At 74.0% G+C, this 22,656-nt stretch carries 21 protein-coding genes; 4 read left to right on the plus strand and 17 right to left on the minus strand.

Annotated elements, in window-relative coordinates; translation table 11 throughout:
• Positions 1 to 2 precede the first annotated feature (2 nt).
• Positions 3 to 986 (plus strand): ADP-ribosylglycohydrolase family protein, encoded by a 984-nt coding sequence (locus tag ACFSBI_RS05995; RefSeq protein ID WP_377933030.1) that lies wholly within the window; start codon positions 3 to 5, stop codon positions 984 to 986.
• Positions 983 to 1,855, plus strand: coding sequence for a PfkB family carbohydrate kinase (locus ACFSBI_RS06000; protein WP_377933032.1), 873 nt, complete (start codon positions 983 to 985; stop codon positions 1,853 to 1,855). The genes ACFSBI_RS05995 and ACFSBI_RS06000 overlap by 4 nt, the downstream gene beginning before the upstream one ends.
• 49 nt (positions 1,856 to 1,904) lie before the next feature.
• Here ACFSBI_RS06000 and ACFSBI_RS06005 read toward each other — a convergent pair whose 3' ends face one another.
• From ACFSBI_RS06005 to ACFSBI_RS06020, 4 genes are all read right to left on the minus strand, one after another.
• Positions 1,905 to 2,345, minus strand: a complete 441-nt coding sequence (locus ACFSBI_RS06005) for a DUF3817 domain-containing protein (protein WP_377933034.1) — start codon at positions 2,343 to 2,345, stop codon at positions 1,905 to 1,907.
• 11 nt (positions 2,346 to 2,356) lie between these two features.
• On the minus strand, positions 2,357 to 3,157 hold the full coding sequence (locus ACFSBI_RS06010; protein WP_377933036.1) for an SURF1 family cytochrome oxidase biogenesis protein: 801 nt from the start codon (positions 3,155 to 3,157) through the stop codon (positions 2,357 to 2,359).
• Entirely contained in the window at positions 3,154 to 4,866 is a 1,713-nt protein-coding gene (locus ACFSBI_RS06015) for a glycerol-3-phosphate dehydrogenase/oxidase (protein WP_377933038.1), read from the minus strand. The genes ACFSBI_RS06010 and ACFSBI_RS06015 overlap by 4 nt, the downstream gene beginning before the upstream one ends.
• Positions 4,867 to 4,946: 80 nt before the next feature.
• Positions 4,947 to 6,065 (minus strand): GuaB3 family IMP dehydrogenase-related protein, encoded by a 1,119-nt coding sequence (locus ACFSBI_RS06020; protein ID WP_377933221.1) that lies wholly within the window; start codon positions 6,063 to 6,065, stop codon positions 4,947 to 4,949.
• A 112-nt stretch (positions 6,066 to 6,177) separates the two neighbouring features.
• On the opposite strand from ACFSBI_RS06020, the gene ACFSBI_RS06025 reads away from it, so the two are divergent.
• Positions 6,178 to 7,476, plus strand: a complete 1,299-nt coding sequence (locus ACFSBI_RS06025) for a nucleotide disphospho-sugar-binding domain-containing protein (protein WP_377933040.1) — start codon at positions 6,178 to 6,180, stop codon at positions 7,474 to 7,476.
• 69 nt (positions 7,477 to 7,545) lie between these two features.
• Here the strand turns inward: ACFSBI_RS06025 and ACFSBI_RS06030 are convergent, their stop codons facing one another.
• The 9 genes from ACFSBI_RS06030 to groES all read right to left on the minus strand — a co-directional run bounded on the left by ACFSBI_RS06030 (position 7,546) and on the right by groES (position 18,719).
• Positions 7,546 to 9,654: an alpha-galactosidase gene (locus ACFSBI_RS06030; RefSeq protein ID WP_377933042.1), complete on the minus strand. Its 2,109-nt coding sequence runs from the start codon at positions 9,652 to 9,654 to the stop codon at positions 7,546 to 7,548.
• Between the two features lie 34 nt (positions 9,655 to 9,688).
• Positions 9,689 to 11,188, minus strand: a complete 1,500-nt coding sequence (gene guaB, locus ACFSBI_RS06035; protein ID WP_377933044.1) for an IMP dehydrogenase — start codon at positions 11,186 to 11,188, stop codon at positions 9,689 to 9,691.
• 356 nt (positions 11,189 to 11,544) lie between these two features.
• Positions 11,545 to 12,312: an ABC transporter ATP-binding protein gene (locus ACFSBI_RS06040; RefSeq protein ID WP_377933046.1), complete on the minus strand. Its 768-nt coding sequence runs from the start codon at positions 12,310 to 12,312 to the stop codon at positions 11,545 to 11,547.
• A complete protein-coding gene (locus ACFSBI_RS06045) occupies positions 12,312 to 13,304 on the minus strand; it encodes an ABC transporter ATP-binding protein (protein ID WP_377933048.1) in 993 nt (330 codons plus the stop codon). Before ACFSBI_RS06045 ends, ACFSBI_RS06040 begins: the two co-directional genes overlap by 1 nt.
• 24 nt (positions 13,305 to 13,328) lie before the next feature.
• On the minus strand, positions 13,329 to 14,315 hold the full coding sequence (locus tag ACFSBI_RS06050; RefSeq protein ID WP_377933050.1) for a branched-chain amino acid ABC transporter permease: 987 nt from the start codon (positions 14,313 to 14,315) through the stop codon (positions 13,329 to 13,331).
• 10 nt (positions 14,316 to 14,325) lie between these two features.
• Positions 14,326 to 15,753 carry a branched-chain amino acid ABC transporter permease gene (locus ACFSBI_RS06055; RefSeq protein ID WP_377933052.1) on the minus strand — a complete coding sequence of 476 codons (1,428 nt, stop codon included), beginning with the start codon at positions 15,751 to 15,753 and terminating at the stop codon, positions 14,326 to 14,328.
• An 89-nt stretch (positions 15,754 to 15,842) separates the two neighbouring features.
• Positions 15,843 to 17,219, minus strand: coding sequence for an ABC transporter substrate-binding protein (locus ACFSBI_RS06060; protein ID WP_377933054.1), 1,377 nt, complete (start codon positions 17,217 to 17,219; stop codon positions 15,843 to 15,845).
• 145 nt (positions 17,220 to 17,364) lie between these two features.
• Positions 17,365 to 18,288 carry an EamA family transporter RarD gene (rarD, locus tag ACFSBI_RS06065; RefSeq protein WP_377933056.1) on the minus strand — a complete coding sequence of 308 codons (924 nt, stop codon included), beginning with the start codon at positions 18,286 to 18,288 and terminating at the stop codon, positions 17,365 to 17,367.
• 134 nt (positions 18,289 to 18,422) lie between these two features.
• Positions 18,423 to 18,719, minus strand: a complete 297-nt coding sequence (groES, locus tag ACFSBI_RS06070) for a co-chaperone GroES (protein ID WP_377933058.1) — start codon at positions 18,717 to 18,719, stop codon at positions 18,423 to 18,425.
• Positions 18,720 to 18,849: 130 nt separating this feature from the next.
• On the opposite strand from groES, the gene ACFSBI_RS06075 reads away from it, so the two are divergent.
• A complete protein-coding gene (locus tag ACFSBI_RS06075; RefSeq protein ID WP_377933060.1) occupies positions 18,850 to 20,037 on the plus strand; it encodes a THUMP-like domain-containing protein in 1,188 nt (395 codons plus the stop codon).
• 20 nt (positions 20,038 to 20,057) lie between these two features.
• Here the strand turns inward: ACFSBI_RS06075 and ACFSBI_RS06080 are convergent, their stop codons facing one another.
• The 4 genes from ACFSBI_RS06080 to tsaB all read right to left on the minus strand — a co-directional run bounded on the left by ACFSBI_RS06080 (position 20,058) and on the right by tsaB (position 22,582).
• On the minus strand, positions 20,058 to 20,363 hold the full coding sequence (locus ACFSBI_RS06080; protein ID WP_377933062.1) for a DUF4190 domain-containing protein: 306 nt from the start codon (positions 20,361 to 20,363) through the stop codon (positions 20,058 to 20,060).
• A 115-nt stretch (positions 20,364 to 20,478) separates the two neighbouring features.
• Entirely contained in the window at positions 20,479 to 21,531 is a 1,053-nt protein-coding gene (gene tsaD / locus ACFSBI_RS06085; RefSeq protein WP_377933064.1) for a tRNA (adenosine(37)-N6)-threonylcarbamoyltransferase complex transferase subunit TsaD, read from the minus strand.
• Entirely contained in the window at positions 21,528 to 21,983 is a 456-nt protein-coding gene (rimI, locus tag ACFSBI_RS06090) for a ribosomal protein S18-alanine N-acetyltransferase (protein ID WP_377933065.1), read from the minus strand. Before rimI ends, tsaD begins: the two co-directional genes overlap by 4 nt.
• Complete coding sequence (gene tsaB, locus ACFSBI_RS06095) at positions 21,980 to 22,582, minus strand: tRNA (adenosine(37)-N6)-threonylcarbamoyltransferase complex dimerization subunit type 1 TsaB (protein ID WP_377933067.1); 603 nt, start codon at positions 22,580 to 22,582, stop codon at positions 21,980 to 21,982. Before tsaB ends, rimI begins: the two co-directional genes overlap by 4 nt.
• Positions 22,583 to 22,656: the final 74 nt, after the last annotated feature.

Here is a 22,656-nt window from a genome sequence, read left to right on the forward strand (position 1 = left end):
CCGTGGACCGCAGCGATCGCGCCCTGGGGGCGCTGGTCGGGCTCGCGATCGGCGACGCGCTCGGCATGCCGACGCAGACCCTGTCGCGGGACGAGATCCGGGCCGCCGGCGGCGTGACCGGCTTCCGGGACGCGCCGGCGGAGCACCCGCTCGCGCACGGCCTGCCCGCCGGGCACGTCACGGACGACACCGACCAGGCGCTGCTGCTCGCCGACCTGCTGGTCGAGGGCCGGGGCCGCGTCGATCCCGCCGTGCTCGCTGAGCGCCTGGGCGAGTGGGAGGACCGCATGCGGGCGGCCGGCTCGCTCGACCTGCTCGGCCCGTCGACCCGCGCCGCGGTGCAGGCGGTGCGGCAGGGCGTCCCGCCCGAGTTCGCCGGCGCGAAGGGGACCACGAACGGCGCGGCGATGCGCATCGCCCCGGTCGGCGTCGCCTGCGCCCCGGACGACCCCCGGCTGCTGGAGCGGGTCGAGGCCGCCTGCCTCGTCAGCCACCACACCTCCGTCGCGATCAGCGGGGCCGCGGCGGTCGCGGCGACCGTGAGCGCCGGCGTCGAAGGGCTCGCCCTCGCGCCCGCCTTCGCCTTCGCGCTCGACGTCGCGCGCGAGGCCTCGAGCCTCGGCCGCTGGACCGCGGGGGCCGAGGTCGCGGCGCGGATGCTCTGGGCCGCCGACCTCGCGCTGAACGAGGACGCGGCCCGCGCCGTCGACGGGGTCGTCGCCCTGATCGGCACCAGCCTGGCGACGCAGGAGTCCGTGCCGGCCGCGTTCGCGATGCTGCTGCTGCACCCGGACGACCCGTGGGCCGCGTGCTGCGCCGCCGCGGAGCTCGGCGGCGACACCGACACCATCGCGGCCATGACCGGCGCGATGGCCGGGGCGCTGCACGGCGCGAGCGCCTTCCCCGCCGAGGCGGTGAGCACGGTGCTCGCGGTGAACGGGCTCGACCTCGCCGGCCGGGCCGACGCCCTGCTCGCGCTGCGATGAGCCGTCGTGTCGTCACCGTCGGCAACGCGATGGTCGACGTCGTCGCACGGGTGCCGCACCTGCCGGACCGCGGCGGCGACGTGCTCGCGCGCGGCGGCGGGATCGAGGTCGGCGGCGGCGGCTTCCGCGCGGTCGTCGCGGCCGCCGTCGAGGGCGTCCCCGCCGTGTACGCGGGCCGGATCGGCAGCGGGCCGTTCGGCGCGCTGGTGCGCGCGGCGCTCGACGCCCACGGGATCGAGGTGCCGCTGCCGGCGGTACCGGGCATGGACACCGGCCACGTGCTGACCATGGTGGAGCCGGACGGCGAGCGCACGTTCGCCACCGTGCCCGGCGCGGAGTCGGCCGCCCCTGCCCTCGAGGGGCTGCGCTGGGCGTCCGGCGACCACCTGCACGTCCACGGCTACGGCCTCGTCGCCCCCGGCAGGGCCGCTGCCGTCGTCGACGCCGTCGTCGCGCTGCCGCAGGACGCCGTCGTCCTGCTGGACCCCGGCCCGTTCGGCGCCGACGCACCGGCGGAGGCGCTCGCCCGGCTGCTCCCCCGGCTCGACTGGTGGAGCGGCAACGAGGCCGAGGCGAGGGCCGCGACCGGGCTCGGCCAGCCGGCGGACGCGGCGCGGCTGCTCGCCGGCACCGCCCGCCGGGGTGCGGTCGTCCGGCTCGGCGCCGCCGGCTGCCTGCTCGCGCTGCGCGGCGCCCCCGTCGAGCACCTGCCCGCCCCCGCCGTGCGCGCGGTCGACACGAACGGCGCCGGCGACGTGCACGTGGGGACGTTCCTCGCGCGCCTCGCCCTGCAGGACGACGCGCGCACGGCCGCGATCCGGGCGAACGCGGCCGCCGCGGCCCACGTCGCCCGCGCACTTCCGTTCTGAAGGTGATCCGGCTTCGCCGGATCACCTTCAGAACGGACTCAAGGGAGGGTCAGACGGCGGCGCGCTCGCGCTCGGCCAGGTAGGCCGCGACCTCGTGGTGGACGCGACGCTCCATCACGAAGGACAGCCCCGGCACGACGCCGCCCGCCGCGATGACGATGAAGCGGGTGATCGGGTAGCGCATCACCGTGATCAGCACGAAGTCGGCGATCAGGTAGGCGATGAAGAGGTAGCCGTGCGTGATCAGGACGGCGAGCCCCAGGTTGAAGCCGCCGACGGACTGCGCCTGCGCCTGCGACACGAGGGCGACCGGGCCGAGCGGGCCGCCGATCAGCACCTCGGTGTTGAACACGTAGCGGACGACGACCTCGAGGCAGACGAGCAGCAGGAAGGTGCCCGTCGCGTACGCGAAGACCTTGTAGAAGGTCAGGCTGCGTCGGATCGTCGGGAAGTCGCGGGTGGGTGGCACCCGCAGCGGTCGCGTCGGCACGATCGTCGATGCTAGGCGTCGACGGGGACGCGCTCGTCCTCGTCGACCGGCTGCTGGCGGGCCTCCCAGCGGTCCCGCACCAGCCGGTACCAGATGTAGAGCGCGAACACCGCGAACAGCGCCCACTCCACCGCGTACAGCACGTTGAGCAGGTTCAGCTCGACCTGCTCGCCCGGCTTCGGCGACCAGATCGCGGTGAGGCCCGCCGGCGCCTGGCGCAGCGTCATCACGCCCTCGTACACGGGTGCGTCCGCCGGCAGCGTCCAGAGGTTCACGAGCCGCGCGGTCGAGACCCCGACGAGCGCGCGAGGGTCGCCGGAGGCCGTCGGCTCGGCGCCGTCGCTGTCGACGTACCGGCCGACGAAGTCGCGCGGCTCGGCGGGGGCGGCGCGGACCTCGTCCGCCGCCCGGCGCGCGGCCTCCTCCGTCGGCGCCCAGCCGAGCCCGAGCGCGAGCTGCGACCCGTCGTCGAGGGCGGCGTGGCCGACCACCCACCAGCCGCGCTGCCCCCGGTTCAGCCGGTCGCCCACGACGAAGGTGTCCTGCGGCACCAGCCGCCCCTCGGCCGACACCGACTGCCCGACCGACGCATCGGTCTGCTGCGCGTCCGGGCGCGCGACGCTCGACAGCGACACGACCTGCTCGGTCGCCCGACGTTCGACGACGCCGCGGTCGACGGCGCGGGACAGCTGCCACTGCATCAGCCCCGCGAACACGCCCGCGAGCAGCAGGAACACGACGAGCAGCCCGAGCGACCGCGGGGTCAGGTACTCCCGCGCGAGCGTCCGGTCCGCGGCGACGTCGTCCGTCACACGGCCTGCACGATCTCCGGCGCCTCGAGCCGCACCCGGTCGGCGGACTCGTCGTCGGGCATGGTCTGGCTCTCGCGCTCGGCGCGGACCCGCTCGAGGTACGTCGCGACCTCGCGCTCCTCGTGCTCCGCGTCCCAGCCGAGCACCTCCGCCATCAGCGCCGCGGCGACCGGGGCGGCCGAGACCCCGCGGTCCCACGCCTCGATCGAGATCCGGGTGCGGCGCGCGAGCACGTCGTCGAGGTGCAGGGCGCCCTCGTTCGCCGCGGCGTAGACCAGCTCGGCCCGCAGGTAGTCGTCGGCTCCGGGCACCGGCTCGCCGAGCTCCGGCCGCTGCTCGATGAGCGCGAGCACGTCGTTCGCGAGGGTCCCGTACCGGTTCAGCAGGTGCTCGATCCGTGCCGGGTGCACCCCGGTGCGCTTCGCGGTGACGTGGCGCTGGTTCCAGGCCGCCTCGTAGCCCTCGGCGCCGACCAGCGCGACGTTCTCGGTGACGGACTCGGGCACCCGGTCGTCGAGCGCGCTCGCCGCCTCGTCGATCGCGTCCTTGCCCATCACGCGGTAGGTCGTCCACTTGCCGCCCGCGATGATGACGAGCCCCGGCACCAGGTGGGTGACGAGGTGCTCCCGCGACAGCTGGCTGGTCTGCTCGCTCTCGCCCGCCAGCAGCGGGCGGAGTCCCGCGTAGACGCCCTCGACGTCGTCGCGGGTCAGCGGGACCGCCAGCACCTCGTTCACGTGGTCGAGGATGTAGTCGATGTCCGCGGCGGTCGCCGCCGGGTGCGCCTTGTCGAGGTTCCAGTCGGTGTCCGTCGTGCCGACGAGCCAGTGCCGGCCCCACGGGATCACGAACAGCACGCTCTTCTCCGTGCGCAGGATCATGCCCATCGACGAGCGGATGCGGTCGCGCGGCACGACCAGGTGCACGCCCTTCGAGGCGCGGACGTGGAACTCGCCCCGCTCGCCCGCGAGCGCCTGGGTGTCGTCGGTCCAGACGCCGGTCGCGTTCACGACCTGGCGCGCGCGGATGCGGAACCGCTCGCCGGTCTCGAGGTCGACGACGTCGGCGCCGACGACGCGCTCGCCCTCCTTGGCGAAGCCCTCGACGCGCACGCGGGTCGCGACCTCGGCGCCGTAGCGCGCGGCGGTGCGGGCGACCATGGTGCCGTAGCGCGCGTCGTCGACCTGCGCGTCGTAGTAGGTCATCCCGCCGATCATCGCGCCCTTCTTCAGGGCGGGGATCGCCTTGTAGAGCTGCCTGCGCGACAGGTGGCGGTGGTGCGGGACGCCGGGCGGGCGGCCGCCCGTCCAGCTGAACGCGTCGTACATCGCCATGCCGGCGCCGATGTAGGCCCGCTCCCACACCCGGTGCGTGAGCGGGAAGAGGAACTTCACCGGCTTCACGAGGTGCGGCGCGATGCGCTGCAGCAGCAGCCCGCGCTCGATCAGCGCCTCGCGCACCAGGCCGAAGTTCAGCTGCTCGAGGTACCGGATGCCGCCGTGCACCAGCTTCGAGGACCGGCTGGACGTGCCCGCCGACCAGTCCCGCGCCTCGACCATCGCTGTCGAGAGCCCGCGCGTCACCGCGTCGAGCGCCGACCCCGCGCCGACGATGCCGCCGCCGATCACCAGCACGTCGAACTCGCGAGTCCTCATCGCCTCGATCGCCGCGCTCCGCTGAGCCGGACCCAGGTCTCCCGTCGCCGTCATCGCCGCTCCTCCCGTAGACCGGAGAGGCTACGCGCGCCCCCCGAGGGCGCCCTTCCGATCACGGGGATCTGCACGGATGTTCAGCGTCCGAAGGAGTCCGCGACGACGACCTCCACGCGCTGGAACTCCTTCACGTCGGAGTAGCCGGTCGTCGCCATCGAGCGCTTCAGCGCGCCCGCCAGGTTCACGGTGCCGTCCGGCAGGTGCGCCGGGCCGTACAGCACCTCCTGCAGCGGCGCGACGGTGCCGACCCGGACGCGGCGGCCGCGTGGCAGCTGGTCGTGGTGCGCCTCGGCGCCCCAGTGCCAGCCGCCGCCCGGCGCTTCCGCCGCGCGGGCGAGCGTGCTGCCGAGCATCACCGCGTCGGCGCCCATGGCGATCGCCTTGACGATGTCGCCGGAGTTGCCGAGCCCGCCGTCCGCGATCACCTGCACGTAGCGACCGCCCGACTCGTCGAGGTAGTCGCGGCGCGCGCCCGCGACGTCGGCGACGGCCGACGCCATCGGCGCGGCGATGCCGAGGCTCGTGCGGGTGGTCGTCGCGGCGCCCCCGCCGAAGCCCACGAGCACGCCGGCGGCGCCGGTCCGCATCAGGTGCATGGCGGCGGTGTAGGTCGCCGCGCCGCCCACGATGACGGGTACGTCGAGCTCGTAGATGAACCGGCGGAGGTCGAGCGGCTCGCTGCGCTGGGAGACGTGCTGGGCCGAGACCGTCGTGCCGCGGATCGCGAACAGGTCGACCCCCGCATCGAGGACGGTCTGGAAGAACTCCTGCGTGCGCTGCGGCGAGAGCGCCGCGGCGACCGGGACGCCGGCGGCGCGGACCTCCGCGACCCGCGCCGTGATCAGCTCGGCGCGGATCGGCGCCCGGTAGATCTCCTGCATCCGGGCGGTCGCGCGGTCGTCGGGCAGCTCGCGGATCTCCTGCAGCAGCGGCTCGGGGTCCTCGTAGCGCGTCCAGATGCCCTCGAGGTTCAGCACGCCGAGGCCGCCGAGCCGGCCCATCGCGATCGCGGTCGCCGGCGAGGTGACGGAGTCCATCGGCGCGGCGAGGAAGGGGACGTCGAAGCGGTAGGCGTCGATCGACCACGCCGTCGACACGTCCTCCGGGTCGCGCGTGCGCCGCGACGGCACGACGGCGACGTCGTCGAAGGCGTAGACCCGCCTGGCCCGCTTCGCGCGGCCGATCTCGAAGTCCATGCTCACGGTGCGCAACTGTATCGACGCGTCCTGCGGCCCCGACCGCGTCCGGCGGGGGACCGCCCGGCGCGCCCCGGCGTCCCGCGGGCCTCCGCGCTGCCACGGTGGTGCCGTGCGCCGCGTCCTCGTCACCAGCGCGCGCCAGGACGGGTTCGTGCTGCCGATGCTGCGGCTCGTGCGGGCGATGACCGCCCGGGGCGACGCCGTCTGGTTCCTCGGTGGCGAGACCTACCGCGAGCGCGTCGAGGCGGCCGGGGCGACGTTCGTCCGCCTGCCCTACGACGAGGCGGTGCCCGCGTCCCGCGTCTCGGACCCGGATCGGCGCAGCGGGGTGCGGGAGCTCGGCCGGGTCCTCCGCACCCTGTTCCTCGACACGGTGGAGGCCGACCACCGCGCGGTCCGCGCCCTGCACGACGAGCTGCGGTTCGACCTGGTCGTCACGGAGCCGCTCTTCGTCGGGGCCGTCGCCATGAGCCTGCTGCCGCGCGAGGAGCGCCCCGCCGTGCTCGTCGTCGGCTTCTTCCCCCTGCCGTTCCGCAGCGTCGACACCGCGCCCTACGGCAGCGGCCTGCCGCCCGCGCCGGGCGCGCGCGGCGTGCTCCGCAACGCGGCGCTGTGGGCCGCCGCGGAGGCGACCGTGCTCGGCGGGGTGCGGCGCGCGTTCCACGCCGAGCTCGAGCGGCTCACCGGCTCCCGGCCGACCGGGTCGCTGTTCGACCTGCCGCTCGTCGCGGACGCGTACGCCCACACCACTGTGCCGGGGTTCGAGTACCCGCGCCGGGCGCTGTCGCGGAAGGTGCGGTTCGTCGGGCCGCTGCCGCCGCCGCCGGGGTTCGCGCTGCCGTCGTGGTGGGACTACGGCGACGCCCGGCGGATCGTCCACGTCACGCAGGGCACCTACGCGAACGGCGACCTCACCGAGCTCGTCGTCCCGACCCTGCGCGCCCTCGCCGACCGGGACGACCTGCTCGTGGTGGCGACGACGGGCGGCCCCGCGCCCGACGTCGTCGAGGCGGCCTACGGCGGCCCGCTGCCCGCCAACGCGCGCGTCGAGCGCTTCATGTCGTACGAGCACCTGCTGCCGAGCTGCGCGGTGATGGTGACGAACGGCGGCTTCGGCTCCGTCCACCACGCGCTGCGCTGGGGCGTGCCGCTCGTGGTCGCCGGGACGACCGAGGACCGGGCGGAGGTGAACGCGCGGGTCGCCTGGACCGGTGCGGGCCTCGACCTCCGCGCGCAGCGACCCGCGCCGGAGCGCATCCGGGAGGCGGTGCTGCAGGTGCTCGACGACCACGGCCGGCACCGCCGCGCCACCGCGCGGCTCGCCCGCGCCATCGCCGCCACCGACGCCGAGCGCAGCGTGCTCCGGCTCGCGGACGAGCTCTGCTGCGGCGCGCCGGCCTCGACCTGACGCCCCGCGGCGACCGGGGTCAGCCCAGCGGGCGGAAGCAGAGCGTCCCGACGACCTCGCGGGGACCGCTCACGGTGCGGCCTCCAGGGCGACGAGCAGCGCGTGCTCCGGGTTCAGCACGGGCATCGGCAGCCCGAGCAGCGCGAGAGCCGTGCCGGACATCACGACGCCGTCCTCGAGCCAGGCGGGTGCGAGCCGCTGGGTGACCTCGTGACCGCCGACCGGCAGCGCGAGGCGCACGCGGTAGCGCCGATCCGGGTCGAGGCCCGGGATCGTCAGCGGCAGCGGCGTCTCGAACTCGGAGGTCGTCAGCTGCGCCCACGAGAACAGGGCGCGGTCGCCCTCCGCCGCGACGACGCCGGTGATCTGCACCGACGGGTCCGGCGAGTCGGCGCGGACCAGGCGGCCCGTGTGGAGCACGGAGCGCCACTCCTTGTAGAGCCGGATCGCCTCGGCGAGGCCGCGCCGCTCGTCCTCCGTCGCGGTGCGCACGTCCCACTCGATGCCGAGGTGCCCGAAGAGCGCGGTCGCCGTCCGGAAGCCGATGTCGTGCGTGCGACCGGTGCTGTGCGAGGTGGTCGGCCCGACGTGCGCGCCGACCAGCTCCGGCGGCAGCAGCAGCTCCGTCCAGCGCTGGATCGCCTGCCGCTCGAGGGCGTCGTTCGTGTCCGACGTCCACACGCGGTCCGTGCGCGCGAGGATCCCGAGATCGATCCGGGCGCCGCCCGACGAGCAGGACTCGATCTCGACGGCCGGGTGGCGCCGCTTCAGCTCGTCGAACAGGCGGTAGGCGGCGAGGGTCTGCGCGTGCGCGGACGCCCGGCCGTCGTGCCCGAGCTCGAGCTGGTCGCGGTTCTGGTCCCACTTCAGGTAGGCGATGTCGTGCTCGGCGAGCAGCGCGTCGAGCCGCCCGAGCACGTGCGCGAACGCCTCCGGGTGCACGAGGTCGAGCACCTGCTGGTGCCGCCACTCGAGGGACGTCCGCTCGCCCGGGCGAGCGATCCAGTCCGGGTGCTCCCGGGCGAGGTCCGAGTCCTCGTTGACCATCTCCGGCTCGACCCAGAGGCCGAACCGCATGCCGCGGGATCGGACGTGGTCGATGAGCGGGGCGAGGCCGTCCGGCCAGACGGCGGGGTCCACCCACCAGTCGCCGAGCCCGGCGCGGTCGTGCCGGCGGTTGCCGAACCAGCCGTCGTCGAGCACGAACCGCTCGACGCCGAGCTCGGCCGCGGCGTCCGCGAGCTCGCGCAGCACGTCGAGGTCGTGGTCGAAGTAGACCGCCTCCCACGTGTTCAGCACGACGGGGCGAGGGGTCGACGGATGCTGCGGCCGGGAGCGGATCCAGGCGTGGAGGCGGTCGCTGATCCCGTCCAGGCCGCCGGAGGACCAGGCCGCGTAGGCGGTCGGGGTCGCGTACCGCTCCCCCGGTCCGAGCACGATCTCGCCGGGCTCGAGCAGCTCGCCGGCACCGATGGCGGTCCGGCCGCTCGGCAGCCGGTCCACGAAGGACTCGTGGCCGCCGCTCCAGCCGAGGTGCAGCGCCCACACCTCGCCCCGACGCCAGCCGAAGCGCGCCTCCCCGGCGGCGATGACGGCGGGCGCGTCGTGGCCCGTGCGCCCGTGCCGACCGCTGCGGACCCAGGTGCCCTGATCGATGCGGCGCCGCTGCGGGTGCTTCTCGCGCGCCCAGCGTCCCGTCGTGTCCAGCGACTCGCTCGCGCGGGGCGGCACCGGCAGGGCGAGGTCGAACCGCTCGAGGCCGTACGCGTCCGCACCCGTGTTGTGCAGCGCGCCGTCGAGCAGCAGCACACCGGAGTCCGTCAGCACGAGTCGCAGCTCGACCGCGATCCCGGCCTCGTCGTCGGCGAGCCCGAGCGAGAGGCGCGTCCGGTCGCCCTCGTTGCCCGTCAGCACGAGCCGCGGCGAGAAGCCGGTGCCGTCGGCGCGCGCCCCGCGGATCGCGGGACGCCCGCGCCAGCCGCGGGACCGCTGCGGGAGCAGCGACTGCCGGACCGGAGCGTCGAAGCTCGACGGCGGCACGGCGGTCGCCTGCAGCAGCGCCGCGTCGGGCAGGTCCGCGCCGAGGGGCGCGCCCCAGTGCACGATCGCGGGGTCGCCCTCGGCGAGGTCGACGAGGACGCCGACCCCGCCGGCCTCGAGGTAGTGCTGATCGGCCATGCCCCCAGCCTGCCGTGCGGGCTCCGGCTCGGGCTCAGCGGCGGTAGTTCGGCGCCTCCACCACCATCTGCACGTCGTGCGGGTGCGACTCCTTCAGCCCCGCCGCGGTGATGCGCACGAAGCGGCCGCGCTCCCGCAGCTCCGGGATCGTGCGGCCCCCCACGTAGAACATCGACTGCCGCAGGCCCCCGAGCAGCTGGTAGACCACGCTGCCGACCGGCCCCCGGTAGGGCACCTGGCCCTCGATGCCCTCCGCGATCAGCTGCTCGTCCGAGGGGACGTCGGCCTGGAAGTACCGGTCGCGCGAGTAGGAGGTCTTCTTCCCGCGGGTCTGCAGCGCGCCGAGCGAACCCATGCCGCGGTACGTCTTGAACTGCTTGCCGTTCACGTAGATCAGGTCGCCGGGGCTCTCGTCGGTGCCGGCGAGCAGCGAGCCGAGCATCACGGACTCGGCACCCGCCACGAGCGCCTTCGCGATGTCGCCCGAGTACTGCAGGCCGCCGTCCGCGATCACGGGCACCCCGGCCTCGCGCGCCGCGAGCGACGCCTCGTACACCGCCGTCACCTGCGGGACGCCCACGCCGGCCACGACGCGGGTGGTGCAGATGGAGCCCGGCCCGACGCCGACCTTGACCGCGTCGACGCCGGCGTCGATCAGGGCCTGCGCACCGCTGCGGGTCGCCACGTTGCCGCCGATGACGTCGACGCCGTTCGCCCGTGGCTCCGCCTTCAGGCGCCGGATCATGTCGAGGACGCCGGCGCTGTCGCCGTTCGCCGTGTCGACGACGAGGATGTCGACACCGGCGTCGACCAGGGACATCGCCCGCTCCCAGGCGTCGCCGAAGAAGCCGATCGCCGCGGCGACCCGCAGCCGGCCGGCCTCGTCCTTCGTCGCGTTCGGGTAGCGCTCGCTCTTCTCGAAGTCCTTGACCGTGATGAGGCCGGTGAGCCGGCCCTCGTCGTCGACGAGGGGCAGCTTCTCGATCCGGTGCTGCGCGAGCAGGCCGATCGCGTCGTCCGGGTCGACGCCCTCCTTCGCGGTGACGAGCGGCTGCTTCGTCATGACGTCCGCGACCTTCGTCGTCTCCTTCTCGAACGGCGAGACGAAGCGGATGTCGCGGTTCGTGACGATGCCGACGAGGTGCCCGCCCTCGTCGACGACGGGCAGGCCGCTCACGCGGAAGTGCCCGCAGAGCCGGTCGACGTCCGCCACGGTCGCGTCGGGCGTCGTGGTGACGGGGTGCGTGATCATGCCCGACTCGCTGCGCTTCACCTGGTCGACCTGGCTCGCCTGGTCCGCGATCGACAGGTTGCGGTGCAGCACGCCGAGCCCGCCCTGGCGGGCCATCGCGATCGCCATGCGGGACTCGGTGACCGTGTCCATCGCGGAGGAGATCAGCGGCGACGCGATCCGGATGTTCCGCGTCAGCCGCGTCGACGTGTCGGCCTCGCTCGGGATGACGTCGGTGTGCCCGGGCAGCAGCATCACGTCGTCGTAGGTCAGCCCCAGGAACCCGAACGGATCGTCAGCCATGGATGCTCCCAACTCGCGGATCGGCGGGGATCTTCCCGCCCTCCCATGCTAGGAGCGCGCGCGGCCCCGGCCGCCCGCTCCGGGGCGGCCCCCACAGGCCCCGACGTGCGGCCTGAGCGCCAGTCGGCGCCCGCCGCTCGTCGCCGATCGGCGCTCAGGGCGCCGACAGCCAAGCCCGGCCACGGCGCCAGCGGAGGGAGCGGAGCGACCCGCCGCGAAGCGGCGCCCGGCGGCGCGGCGACGGAGGAGCCGCTTGCCATCGGCCCACGAGGGGGCCGCGAAGCGGTCGCCGAGCGGACCGATCGCCGGGTCACGACCAGCACAGTCGATCCGCCGGATCCCGACGAGCACAGCCCTCAGGCGCTCTTCGGCTCCTCGTCGAGGTCCTTCGCCAGGGTGCCGAGGTACAGCTCGATGACCTTCGGGTCGTCGGCCAGCTCGCGGCCGGTCCCCGTGTAGCTGTTCCGCCCCTGGTCGAGCACGTAGCCGCGGTCGCAGATCTGCAGGCAGCGGCGCGCGTTCTGCTCGACCATGATCACGGTCACGCCGGTGCGGTTGATCTTCCGGGTGCGGATGAAGGTCTCGTCCTGCCGCACCGGCGACAGCCCCGCCGACGGCTCGTCGAGCAGCAGCACGGACGGCTCCATCATGAGCGCCCGCGCCATCGCCACGGACTGCCGCTCGCCGCCCGAGAGGCCGCCGGCGCGCTGGCTGCGGCGCTGCCCGAGCACCGGGAAGAGGTCGTAGATCGCCTCGAGCCGCTCCGACAGCCTGCGCGGCCGGAGGTACAGCCCCATCTGCAGGTTCTCCTCGATGGTGAGCGAGGGGAAGACGTTGTTCGTCTGGGGCACGAAGCCGACGCCGGCCTGCACGAGGCGGTTCGCCTTCTGGTTCGTGATGTCCTCGCCGTTCAGCGTCACGGTGCCGCTGCGCACCGGCACGAGCCCGAAGAGGGACTTCAGCAGGGTGGACTTGCCGGCCCCGTTCGGGCCGATGATGCCGATCAGCTCGCCCGGGTACGCCTGCAGGCTGCAGTCGTTCAGGATGTTGATCCCCGGCAGGTAGCCCGCGTCGAGGTGCTGCGCGTCGACGACCGGCGCACCGGTCCCGGTGTACTCGACCATCAGGCAGACCCTTCCGCGCGCTCGGCGGCCTCCTCGGCCGCCGCCTTCTCGAAGTCCTCGTCGAGCACGCTGTCGTCGCCGAGGTCCTTGTCGTGGTGCGAGCCCAGGTAGGCGTCCACGACGGCCTGGTGCTCCATGACCGTGGCGGGCGGCCCCTCGGCGACGATGCGCCCCTCGGCCATGACCACGACCCAGTCGGAGATGTGCCGGACCATGTGCATGTCGTGCTCGACGAACAGCACGGTGGTGCCGCGGTCGCGCAGGTCCTGGATGTGCCCGAGCAGCGACTGCGTCAGCGCCGGGTTCACGCCCGCCATCGGCTCGTCGAGCATGATCATCGCCGGGTCGCTCATGAGCGCCCGGGCCATCTCGAGCAGCTTGCGCTGCCCGCCGGACAGGCTGCCCGCGTAGTCGTCCTTCTTCGCGTCCAGCTTGAAGCGGGCGAGCAGCTCGTCGGCCTTCTCGCGGATCTCCGCCTCGCGCTTGCGCCAGGCCGGCCGCGCCAGCGATGTGAGCAGCCGCTCCCCCGGCTGGCTCTGCGAGCCGATGAGCATGTTGTCCATGACCGTCATCGCCTCGAGCGCCTTGGTCAGCTGGAAGGTCCGCACCATCCCGGACTCGGCGACCTTGTACGCGCTGGTGGCCGTCAGGCTGCGGCCCTGGAACCGCCAGCCCGCGAAGGGGCCCGCGCCGCCGCCGAAGCGCGGCTTCGCAGAGTTCGGCCGGTCGAACCCGGTGATGAGGTTGAAGAAGGTCGTCTTCCCCGCACCGTTGGGGCCGATCAGCGCGGTGATCGCCCCCCGCTGCACCTCGAGGTGGTCGACGTCCACCGCGGTCATGCCGCCGAAGCGGCGCACCACGTGGTCGACCGCCAGGATCGGCTGCGGCTTGGCGCTGCCGGGCTCCTGCGGCACCTGGTCGAGCTCGGCGCGCAGCGCCTGCCGGTCGTACGGGTAGTCCGCGTCGGACGCGCGGACGGCGGTCTCGGTCATCGGAACGCTCCCTGCCGCTGCGGTTCAGTCACCGAACCGCAGCTCCTTCTTGTTCCCCAGGATGCCCTGCGGGCGGAAGATCACGAGCAGCATCAGCCCGATCCCGACCAGGATGAACGTGATCTGCGGGATCTGCTGCGCGCTGACGATGGTCGTCGGCACGAACTCGCCGACGAACGCCTGCAGCGCCGAGATGATGATGAAGTACAGGATCACCCCGACGACCGGCCCGAAGACCGTCGCGGCGCCGCCGAGCAGCAGGCCCGTGTAGAGCAGGAACGTCGTCGTGCGACCGAGCGAGTCGGGCTGCACGGACGCGGACAGCACGTAGACCATCCCGCCGAGCGCGCCGATCGCGCCGCCGAGCACGAGGCTCTGCATCTTGTACAGGTAGACGTTCTTGCCGAGGCTGCGCATGGCGTCCTCGTCCTCGCGGATGCCGCGCAGCACCCGGCCCCACGGGCTGTGCATGAGCAGCAGCACGAGCACCACGGCCAGTCCGACGAGGCCCCAGCCCACGATCCGCAGCCACCAGCTGTCACCGGCGCTGAGCGGGTAGGTGTACGGGCCGATCGTGAACGTGCCGGACGGGCCGAACGGCGACAGCGCGGTGAAGGCCGGCTGGTACTGGCTGCCCTGGATGCCCGCGACGCCGCCGGTGACCGGCGCGAGCGCCTGGTCGCCGCCGACGATCCGCACGATCTCGGCCGCGGCGATCGTCACGATCGCCAGGTAGTCGCCGCGCAGCTTCAGCGTCGGCAGGCCGAGGATGAACGCGAAGATCACCGCCGCGAGCACGCCCGCGATCACCCCGAGCACGAAGCTGCCGGTGTAGCGGATCGTGAGCGCGAGCCCGTAGGCGCCGAGCAGCATGAAGCCGGCCTGACCGATGTTCACGAGGCCCGTGTACCCGAAGTGGATGTTGAGGCCGATCGCCGCCAGCGCGAAGGCTGCGGTCACCGACGACAGGATCTGCGCCCCGAAGCCGACGAAGAGGTCTGAGATGAACATGGGACGCCCTTCAGCCGACGCGTTCCTTCCGGCCCAGGATGCCCTGGGGCCGGAAGATCAGGACCACGATGAGGATCAGCAGCGCGGTCGCGTACTTGACGTTGTTGGACAGGAACAGGGTCGACAGCTGCACGACCAGGCCGATCACGAGCGACCCGACCAGAGCGCCGAACGCGGTGCCGAGTCCGCCCAGGGTGACCGCCGCGAAGAGCAGCAGCAGCAGGGCGACGCCGGTGCTCCAGGAGACGCCGCCGTACACGAGGCCGTAGAGGACGCCGGAGAGTCCCGCGAGCCCCATCGCCACGGTCCAGATCACGCGGATGACGAAGTCCACGTCGATACCGGAGGCGGCGGCGAGCGCCCGGTTGTCGGCGACCGCGCGGGCCGCCCGGCCGAGCCGGGTCCGCTGCAGCGCGAGACCGACGAGCACGAGCACCACGATCGAGACGAGCATCGACCAGTACGCGGCGGGCGTGATGTCGAGCGGTCCCGTGTTGCGCTGGATGCTGTTCGACACCGGCAGGACCTGCGGGCCGAACAGGTACTGGAACAGGTACTGGGCCGCGAGCGACAGACCGATGGTGACGACCATCAGCTGCGTCAGGGGCAGCCCCTTGCGTCTGAGCGGCGACCAGAGCAACCGGTCCTGCACGTAGCCCGTCGCGGCGCAGCAGATCACCGCCAGCACGGTGGCGAGCACGAAGGGCAGCCCGAGCTGGATGGCGAAGAGGTAGCCGAGCAGGCCGCCGAGCGTCACCTGCTCCGCGTGCGCGAAGTTCGACAGGCCCGTGGTGCCGTAGATCAACGACAGGCCGATCGCGGCGAGGGCGAGCAGCAGGCCGAGCAGCAGCCCCTGCGACACCTGGCGCCAGGCGCGGGCGAGGAACGAGTTGTTCTGCTGCGTCCCCGTCGCCTCCGAGCCGCTGAAGGTGCCCTCGAGCGGGAAGAAGGCGGCGCGGAGCGCGCCGACGACGGCCTGGACCTGGCGGGTGTTCTCCGGCGCGGTGACCCCGTTCGGCAGCGTGCCGCGGTTCACCGTGAGGTTGTAGGTGCCGCTCTCGCTGACCTTGAAGGCGAACTGCCCGGTCGCGGTGGAGGTGGCGGTGGCGGTGTCGCCGGAGGAGGTGCTCACGGCCACCCGCACGCCCTTGACGGCGTTCCCGTTGCCGTCGCGGAGGGTGCCGGCGATGCAGCCCGACCCCGCGTCGACGCGGCAGGGCGGTGCGACGGCCTGGATGGTGGCGTTCTCGACGACGCTGGCCGAGGGGCTCGGCGTCGGGCTCCCCGTCACGGACGAGCTGGGCGTCGGCGACGGCGTCGTCGCGGCGGTGGCGGGGGCCGCTCCGGTCAGCACCGCGAGCGCGGCGCCGAGCAGGGCGAGCAGGAGGATCAGCGGGTTGGCCCGGCGGGTGCGGGCGTTACGGACGGAAGAAGGCACGGCGGCGCTCCGCTCGGTCGTGGACGGGCAGGACCGGGATCGGGGCCGGGCCGGCGTGATGCCGGCCGGGCCCCGTGTTCATCCCCTGATCAGCCCTTGACGGCCTGGAGGAACTTGCTGGGCGACTTGCCCTCGTACTGGTAGATCGAGATGTAGCCGGTCGAGGGGTCGTGGTCCTCGTTCAGCGGACCGATGCCCGAGTAGCCCTGGAACCAGATGTTCTTGGTCCCGCCCTTCAGCAGGTCGAGGCAGTCCTTGTAGGTCTTGCAGACCTTGCCGTTCTCGGAACCGGTGACCGGCAGGATGTTCTCCTGGATCGTGGCCGGGTCGGAGGAACCGCCCCGCTGGGCGGCGAGCGCCATGATCATCGTGGCGTCGTAGGACTCGGCGCCGTACCCGAAGGCCGTGATCGGCTTCGCGTTCGGCTCGTTCTTCTTGTACCAGCCGGTCAGCAGGTTCTTCAGGTCCTCGGAGGGGTTCGCGCCCTGCGTGGCGCCCTTCGCACCCGTCAGGTCGGGCTGGCTGGAGGTGTCCTTGCCGTTCGCGTCCTTCGAGTAGTCGTTCAGGTTGCCGTCCACGAAGTAGGCGTTCTTGAAGTCGAAGTTCGCGGAGGCCAGCGCCGGGAGGATCTGGTACGTCTGCGCGAAGGCGATGATGACGAGCGAGTCGGGGTTCGTCGCGAGGGCGTCGGAGACGATGCCGCTGAAGTTGGTCTCGGTCGACGGGAACTCCTGGCCCTTGCCCTTGGCGCCGTAGACGACCGAGCCGCCGGCCTCCTCGATCGCCTTCTGCGTCGCGTCGCGGAGGTTGGTGCCGTACGCGTCGTTGAAGACGAGGATCGCGGTCTTGCTGTGGCCGTCGGTGACGATCTGCTGGCCGAGCGCGTTGCCCTCGACCGTGTTGTTCGGCGCGTCGCGGAAGTACCACTTCGAGGCGCCCGACAGCTCGTCCGCGGTGTTCGCCGGGGAGAACATCACGGTGCTCTGCGCCTCGACGGTCGGCAGCACGTTCAGCGTGACGCTGGACGACTCCGCACCGAGGATCGCCGACACGTTCGCGGCGAGCAGCTTCTTGACGTTGTTGAGCCCGATGGTCGGGTTGTCGGTGTCGCTCGAGTCGACGCCGAGGACGCAGGGGGCCTCGCCGTTCACCCCGCCGGCGGCGGCGATCTCGGACAGCGCCTGGCCGGAGCCGGCCACGGCGGCCGGGCCGAGGAAGGCGAGCGAGCCGGTCAGCGGCAGGAAGGTGCCGAGCTTGAAGGTCGTCTTCTCGTCCTCGTTGCCCGTGCAGGTCGCAACGGCCGGGAGCGCCTCGGCGCTGGTGGACGCCGAGGAGGACGCGCCGGTGGACGGAGCGGCGCTGTTGCCGCTCTGGGAGGTGCCGGAGCAGGCGGCGAGACTGATCGCGGCCGTGGCGCCGATGGCGAGGGCGGCGAGGCGGCGGCCCTGACGCAGGTGTCCAAGCATTCGGATCCTTCAGTTCTGTCGTGTGATGGCAGACGCGCCCTGGGGAGCACGGTGCGGCAACCGTAGGGATGCCGTGTTCCAAGCATGTTTCCAGAATGGGCGGATACGGCCCATCGTTAGCAATCCGTGACCCTCGAAGCAGGGGTCACGCGATCGGGACGGGCGCCGCCCTGCGGCGGAGTCCGCCGTGCAGGAGGGTCTCGCCGACGAGCAGCACCAGTGCCGTCCAGACCAGTGCGAAGCCGGCCCAGCGCCCGGGCGACATCGGCTCGTGCAGCAGGAACACGCCGGTCGCGAACTGCAGGATCGGCGCCAGGTACTGCAGGAAGCCGGCGACGGACAGCGGCAGCCGTCGCGTCGACGACGCGAACAGCAGGAGGGGCACCGCGGTCCCGACGCCCGCGGAGGCCAGCATGAGGCTCGGGTACCACCCCGCCGTCCCGAACGCGAGCCCGGAGCCGAGGCCCAGGACGAGCAGCTGCACGACCGCCACCGGCGCGAGCCAGACCGTCTCGAGCGTCAGCCCGGACAGCGGGTCGACGCGGGCGCCGGCCCGCTTCTTCACGAGGCCGTAGAGCCCGAACGAGAAGGCGAGGCCGAGCGAGATCAGCGGCGGCGTGCCGCCTTCGACGCCGAGCACCACGACGGCGATCGCGCTGACGGCGACCGCGGCCCACTGCCCGGGGCGCAGCCGCTCCCGCAGCACCACGACGCCGAGCAGCACGGTGACGATCGGGTTGATGAAGTAGCCGAGGGCCGCCTCCACGACGTGCCCGGTGGTGGTGGCGCCGACGTAGATGGTCCAGTTGATGTAGACGAGCGCACCGGCGAGCCCGAAGAGCAGCGCCGCTCGCCGGTCGTGCAGCACCGCGCGGAGGCGCTGCCAGGATCGCGTCGCGACGATCAGCAGCGCGCAGAAGACGAGGGAGAAGAGGATGCGCCAGCCGACGATCTCGAACGGGCCGGCGGGGCGCATCTGCAGGAAGTAGACGGGCATCGCGCCCCAGAGGGCGTAGGCGCCGATCCCGTAGGCGAGACCGGCTCGTCGCGAGCTGGTCTCGTCGGGCACCGGACGACGCTACTGCTGCGGGACGACGCCGGCCGTCCGCCGGCGCGCGCCGTCGTCATCGGGCGACGCGGACCGGCGGGAACGCGAGAAGGGGCCCGCGCCGTCGGCGCGAGCCCCTTCCTGCTGATGCGTCGTCAGCGGACGACGACCGCCAGCACGTCGCGGGCGGAGAGGACCAGGTAGTCCTCGCCCGAGACCTTGACCTCGGTGCCGCCGTACTTGGAGTAGATGACGCGGTCGCCGACGGCGACGTCGAGCGGCACGCGGTTGCCGTTGTCGTCGATGCGGCCGGGGCCCACGGCCACGACCTCGCCCTCCTGGGGCTTCTCCTTCGCGGTGTCCGGGATGACCAGGCCCGAGGCCGTGGTCTGCTCGGCGTCGACCTGGCTGATGACGATGCGGTCCTCGAGCGGCTTGATGGAGACCGGCACGGTCCACCTCTGCTTTCCGTGTATGGCGTGAACGTTCGTCGGCGCCCGGCTGGAGGCCGTTCGCCGGTCAGCGATCCTACGCACCCCGCCTGGCACTCGTCCAACCCGAGTGCCAGGTACGGTGACGGCCGTGGAGCAGGCGGAGGCGGACCTCCTGATGAGCCCGCGGGGAGCCGCCGCGCTCGAGGCCGAGGCCGCGCTGCCGGGGACGCCCGATCCGTTCGCCCGCTCCGCGGCGCTGCGCCGGGCGGGCTTCTCGGCCGGCGAGACCGCCGCCCTGCTCACGCAGGCCGACCTGCGTCGGCGGGCCGCCGGGCGGCTCGGCCCGGATGCGGCGCGACTGCTGCTGACCCGGGCCGGGCTCGAGCAGGCGACCCGCCGCGAGGTCGCGGCGGAGCACGCGGCACGGGTGCGGGCCGCCGGCTTCGACGACGTCGTCGACCTGGGCTGCGGGATCGGGGGCGACGCGCTCGCCTTCGCGGCCGCGGGCCTCGCGGTGCGGGCCGTGGAGCGGGACCCGGTCACCGCTGCGCTCGCCCGGCACAACCTCGCCCCGTTCCCGGGCGCCCGCGTCGAGGTCGGCGAGGCCGAGACGACGGAGGCGGCGGACGGCGCCGCGGTCTGGCTCGACCCGGCGCGACGCACCGCCGGGCACTCCGACACCCGTCGCCTGCGCCCGGACGACTGGTCCCCGTCCCTCGACTTCGTCGCCGGGCTCCTCAGCGAGCGGGCCGCCGGGGTCAAGCTGGCGCCGGGCCTCGACCACGAGCTGATCCCGCCGGGCGTGGAGGCGCAGTGGGTGTCGAGCGGGCGCGAGGTCGCCGAGCTGGTGCTCTGGTCCGGCGGTCTCGCGCGGCCCGGCACCGGTCGCGCCGCGCTCGTGCTCGGCCGTGCCGGCGCCGCGGAGCTGACCGGGCCGGGTCCCGCGGTCGACGTGCCGCCGGGGCCGCTCGGCGGGGTCGTCGCGGAGCCCGACGGCGCGGTGATCCGGTCGGGCCTGCTCGGCGACCTGGCGCGGGCCACGGGCTCGCACCCGGTCGGGCCCGGCATCGCCTACCTGACCGGCGATGCGATCGAGGCGTCGCCGTTCCTCGACCGCTTCGCCGTGGAGGCGGTGCTCCCCCTCGACCCGCGCCTCATCGCCCGCGAGCTGCGGGCGCGCGGGATCGGGCGGCTCGAGGTCAAGAAGCGCGGCGTGGACCTCGAGCCGGCCGCGTTCCGGCGCCGGCTCGGCCTCAAGGGCGACGGCGAGGCGGTGCTCATCGCGACGCGGACGATCAAGCGCCGCGTCGCGCTGCTGTGCCGCCGCCTCCGCTGAGCCGATGCCCGGGGGCGCGGTCAGGGGCTGGTCGAGAATCCGGAGTTGTTGACCGCGACCGCGAGTGCGACGAACCCGACGAACAGCAGCACGTAGCCGATCGTGAAGACGTAGCCGAGGATCGTGCCGGCGAGCGCGAGGCCGCGGCCCTGCTCCCCCGTGCGCTTGATCTGGCTGAGGGCGATGTGGCCGCAGATGATGCCGCCGGGCGCGACCACGAACGCGAGGACGAGCGCGATGATCGCGAGCACGTTCGTGCGCCCCTGGGTGGACGGCGCCCCGGTGTAGGGGGTCGAGCTCGGGGGCGTGGGCTGGTAGTCGCTCATGGCTTCCTCACGTGGGGACGGTCCGTCATGGTCCCAGCGCACGGAGCGGGGTGTCAACGGACCGAGGGGCCGTGTCCAGCGCGATCCGCGCCCGGTCCCGGGCGGAGCGCCGGCGTCAGACCTGGACGACCGGGACGGGCAGGGTCGAGTCGACGCCGAAGCCGAGGGGGCTCGGCGCGACGCCCGCGGCGACGAGCCGGGCGCCGAGGCCCGCGATCATGGCCCCGTTGTCGGTGCACAGCGAGAAGGGCGGGATGCGGAGCGCCACGCCGGCCGCCGCGCACCGCTGAACGGCGACGTCGCGGAGCCGGCGGTTCGCCACCACGCCGCCGCCCAGCAGCAGCCGCGGCACCCCCGTCTCGGCGCAGGCGTCGAGCGCCTTCGTCACGAGGACGTCGACGACCGCCTCGCGGAAGCCCGCCGCGACGTCGGCGACGCGCAGGTCGTCGCCCGCCGCCTCCACGTGCCGCGCGACCGCGGTCTTCAGTCCGGAGAAGGAGAAGTCGAAGCGGTGCCGCTGCCGGTCCTTGCCGCTCGAGAGCCCGCGAGGGAAGCGGATCGCGGCCGGGTCGCCGTCGGCGGCCGCCGCGTCGATCGAGGGGCCGCCCGGGTAGGGCAGGCCGAGCAGGCGGGCGGTCTTGTCGAACGCCTCCCCCGCCGCGTCGTCGAGGGTCTCGCCGAGGGGCTCGACGTCGGTCAGCAGGTCGCGGACCAGCAGCAGGGAGGTGTGGCCGCCGGAGACGAGCAGCGCCACGGTCGGGAGCTCCTCCGGCTGCGGCTCCGCGCCGCGGGCGTGCAGCAGGTCGGCGGTCACGTGGCCGACGAGGTGGTTCACGCCGTGCAGCGGCAGCCCGGTCGCGGCCGCGAGCCCCTTGGCCGCGCCGACGCCCACCATCAGCGCGCCGGCGAGCCCGGGCCCGGCGGTCACCGCGATCGCGTCGAGGTCGCCGAGCCCGACGCCCGCCTCCGCGAGCGCCGCGTCGAGCGTGGGGCGGAGCGCCTCGAGGTGCGCCCGGGCGGCGATCTCGGGCACGACGCCGCCGTAGCGGGCCTGCTCCGCCATCGAGCTCGCGATGGTGTTCGCGAGCACCTCGCGGCCCCGCACGATCCCGACGCCCGTCTCGTCGCAGGAGGTCTCGATGCCGAGGACCAGCGGCGCGGCGCTCATGCGGCGGCCGCCAGGTCGAGGCGCATCACGATCGCGTCGACGCCGTCCGGCTGGTAATACCGGGGACGCCGGCCGACGGCCCGGAAGCCGCGCGACTCGTAGAGGCGCTGCGCGACCGGGTTGTCGGCGCGGACCTCGAGGAAGAGGCGTCGCGCGCGGCGCTCCCGCGCCGTCGTGATCATCCGCTCGAGCAGCGCCGCGCCGGTGCCCTCGCGGCGGGCCCCCTCCGCGACGGCGATCGTGAGCACGTCGGCGTCGCCGCTGCCGGCGGGCGCGAGGACCGCGCAGTAGCCGACGACGCCGCGCGCGTCCTCGGCGACCGAGGCGTGGCCCGAGGCGAGCGCCTCCCGCATCATCGCCTCGCTCCAGGCGTCGGTCGGGAAGCTCGCGCGCTCGATCGCCATCACCGCCGGCAGGTCCGCCTCCGTCGCGGCCCGGATCGCGGCGCTCACGAGCCGACCCGCTTCGGCGTCGAGAGCGTCACGTCCGGGCTCCGGAGGTAGCGGGCCTCCGCGGGCTCCAGCGGGACGTCGGCGGTACGGCGCAGCGCGGCGATCCGGCCGAGCAGCGCGGCGTCCACCGCGCCCTCGGCCCGTGGCAGGGCCTCGGGCACCACGTCCGCGCCGACCGCGGGCTCCCCGGCCCGGCGAGGGAGCGCCGCGCCGTCCAGCTCGCGGTAGACCGTCGCGAAGCGCTCGCGCCGCTTCGCGACCGCGACGACCACGAGCGGCAGCCCGGTGCCCGCTTCGAGCGCCGCGAGCGCGAGCGCGTCGTGGCTGAGGACCGGCAGCTCCGGCACCCCGAGCGCGAGCGCCGCGGCGCGCGCGGCGGCCATGCCGACGCGCAGCCCCGTGTACGGCCCGGGCCCGACGCCGACCGCGACGCCGGTGATCGCGGCGCGGTCGAGGCCGTGCAGCACCTCGGCGAGCAGCGGTCCGATGGACTCGGCGTGGCCCCTGGGGTCGTCGCTCGACGCCGCCCGGACGACGGAGCCGTCCTCCTCGACCACGGCGACGGAGGTCGCACCAGAGGTGTCGACCGCCAGCAGCACGCCCGCAAGCCTACGAGCGCGCGAGCCGACCACCTCCCGCTGGTCGAGGTACGACGGAGGAGCCCGAGACCGAG

Source organism: Amnibacterium endophyticum (genome assembly GCF_042680685.1).
In the GTDB taxonomy this organism is placed as follows: Bacteria; Actinomycetota; Actinomycetes; order Actinomycetales; family Microbacteriaceae; genus Amnibacterium; species Amnibacterium endophyticum.

Coding starts and splice junctions, on each gene's coding strand:
- guaB (WP_377933044.1), bottom strand. CDS start 11,188: ATGGCTGACGATCCGTTCGGGTTCCTGGGGCTGACCTACGACGACGTG.
- ACFSBI_RS06015 (WP_377933038.1), bottom strand. CDS start 4,866: ATGACGGCGACGGGAGACCTGGGTCCGGCTCAGCGGAGCGCGGCGATC.
- ACFSBI_RS06080 (WP_377933062.1), bottom strand. CDS start 20,363: ATGAGCGACTACCAGCCCACGCCCCCGAGCTCGACCCCCTACACCGGG.
- ACFSBI_RS06060 (WP_377933054.1), bottom strand. CDS start 17,219: ATGCTTGGACACCTGCGTCAGGGCCGCCGCCTCGCCGCCCTCGCCATC.
- ACFSBI_RS06040 (WP_377933046.1), bottom strand. CDS start 12,312: ATGGTCGAGTACACCGGGACCGGTGCGCCGGTCGTCGACGCGCAGCAC.
- ACFSBI_RS06000 (WP_377933032.1), top strand. CDS start 983: ATGAGCCGTCGTGTCGTCACCGTCGGCAACGCGATGGTCGACGTCGTC.
- ACFSBI_RS06050 (WP_377933050.1), bottom strand. CDS start 14,315: ATGTTCATCTCAGACCTCTTCGTCGGCTTCGGGGCGCAGATCCTGTCG.
- ACFSBI_RS06045 (WP_377933048.1), bottom strand. CDS start 13,304: ATGACCGAGACCGCCGTCCGCGCGTCCGACGCGGACTACCCGTACGAC.
- ACFSBI_RS06020 (WP_377933221.1), bottom strand. CDS start 6,065: ATGGACTTCGAGATCGGCCGCGCGAAGCGGGCCAGGCGGGTCTACGCC.
- ACFSBI_RS06030 (WP_377933042.1), bottom strand. CDS start 9,654: ATGGCCGATCAGCACTACCTCGAGGCCGGCGGGGTCGGCGTCCTCGTC.
- tsaD (WP_377933064.1), bottom strand. CDS start 21,531: ATGAGCGCCGCGCCGCTGGTCCTCGGCATCGAGACCTCCTGCGACGAG.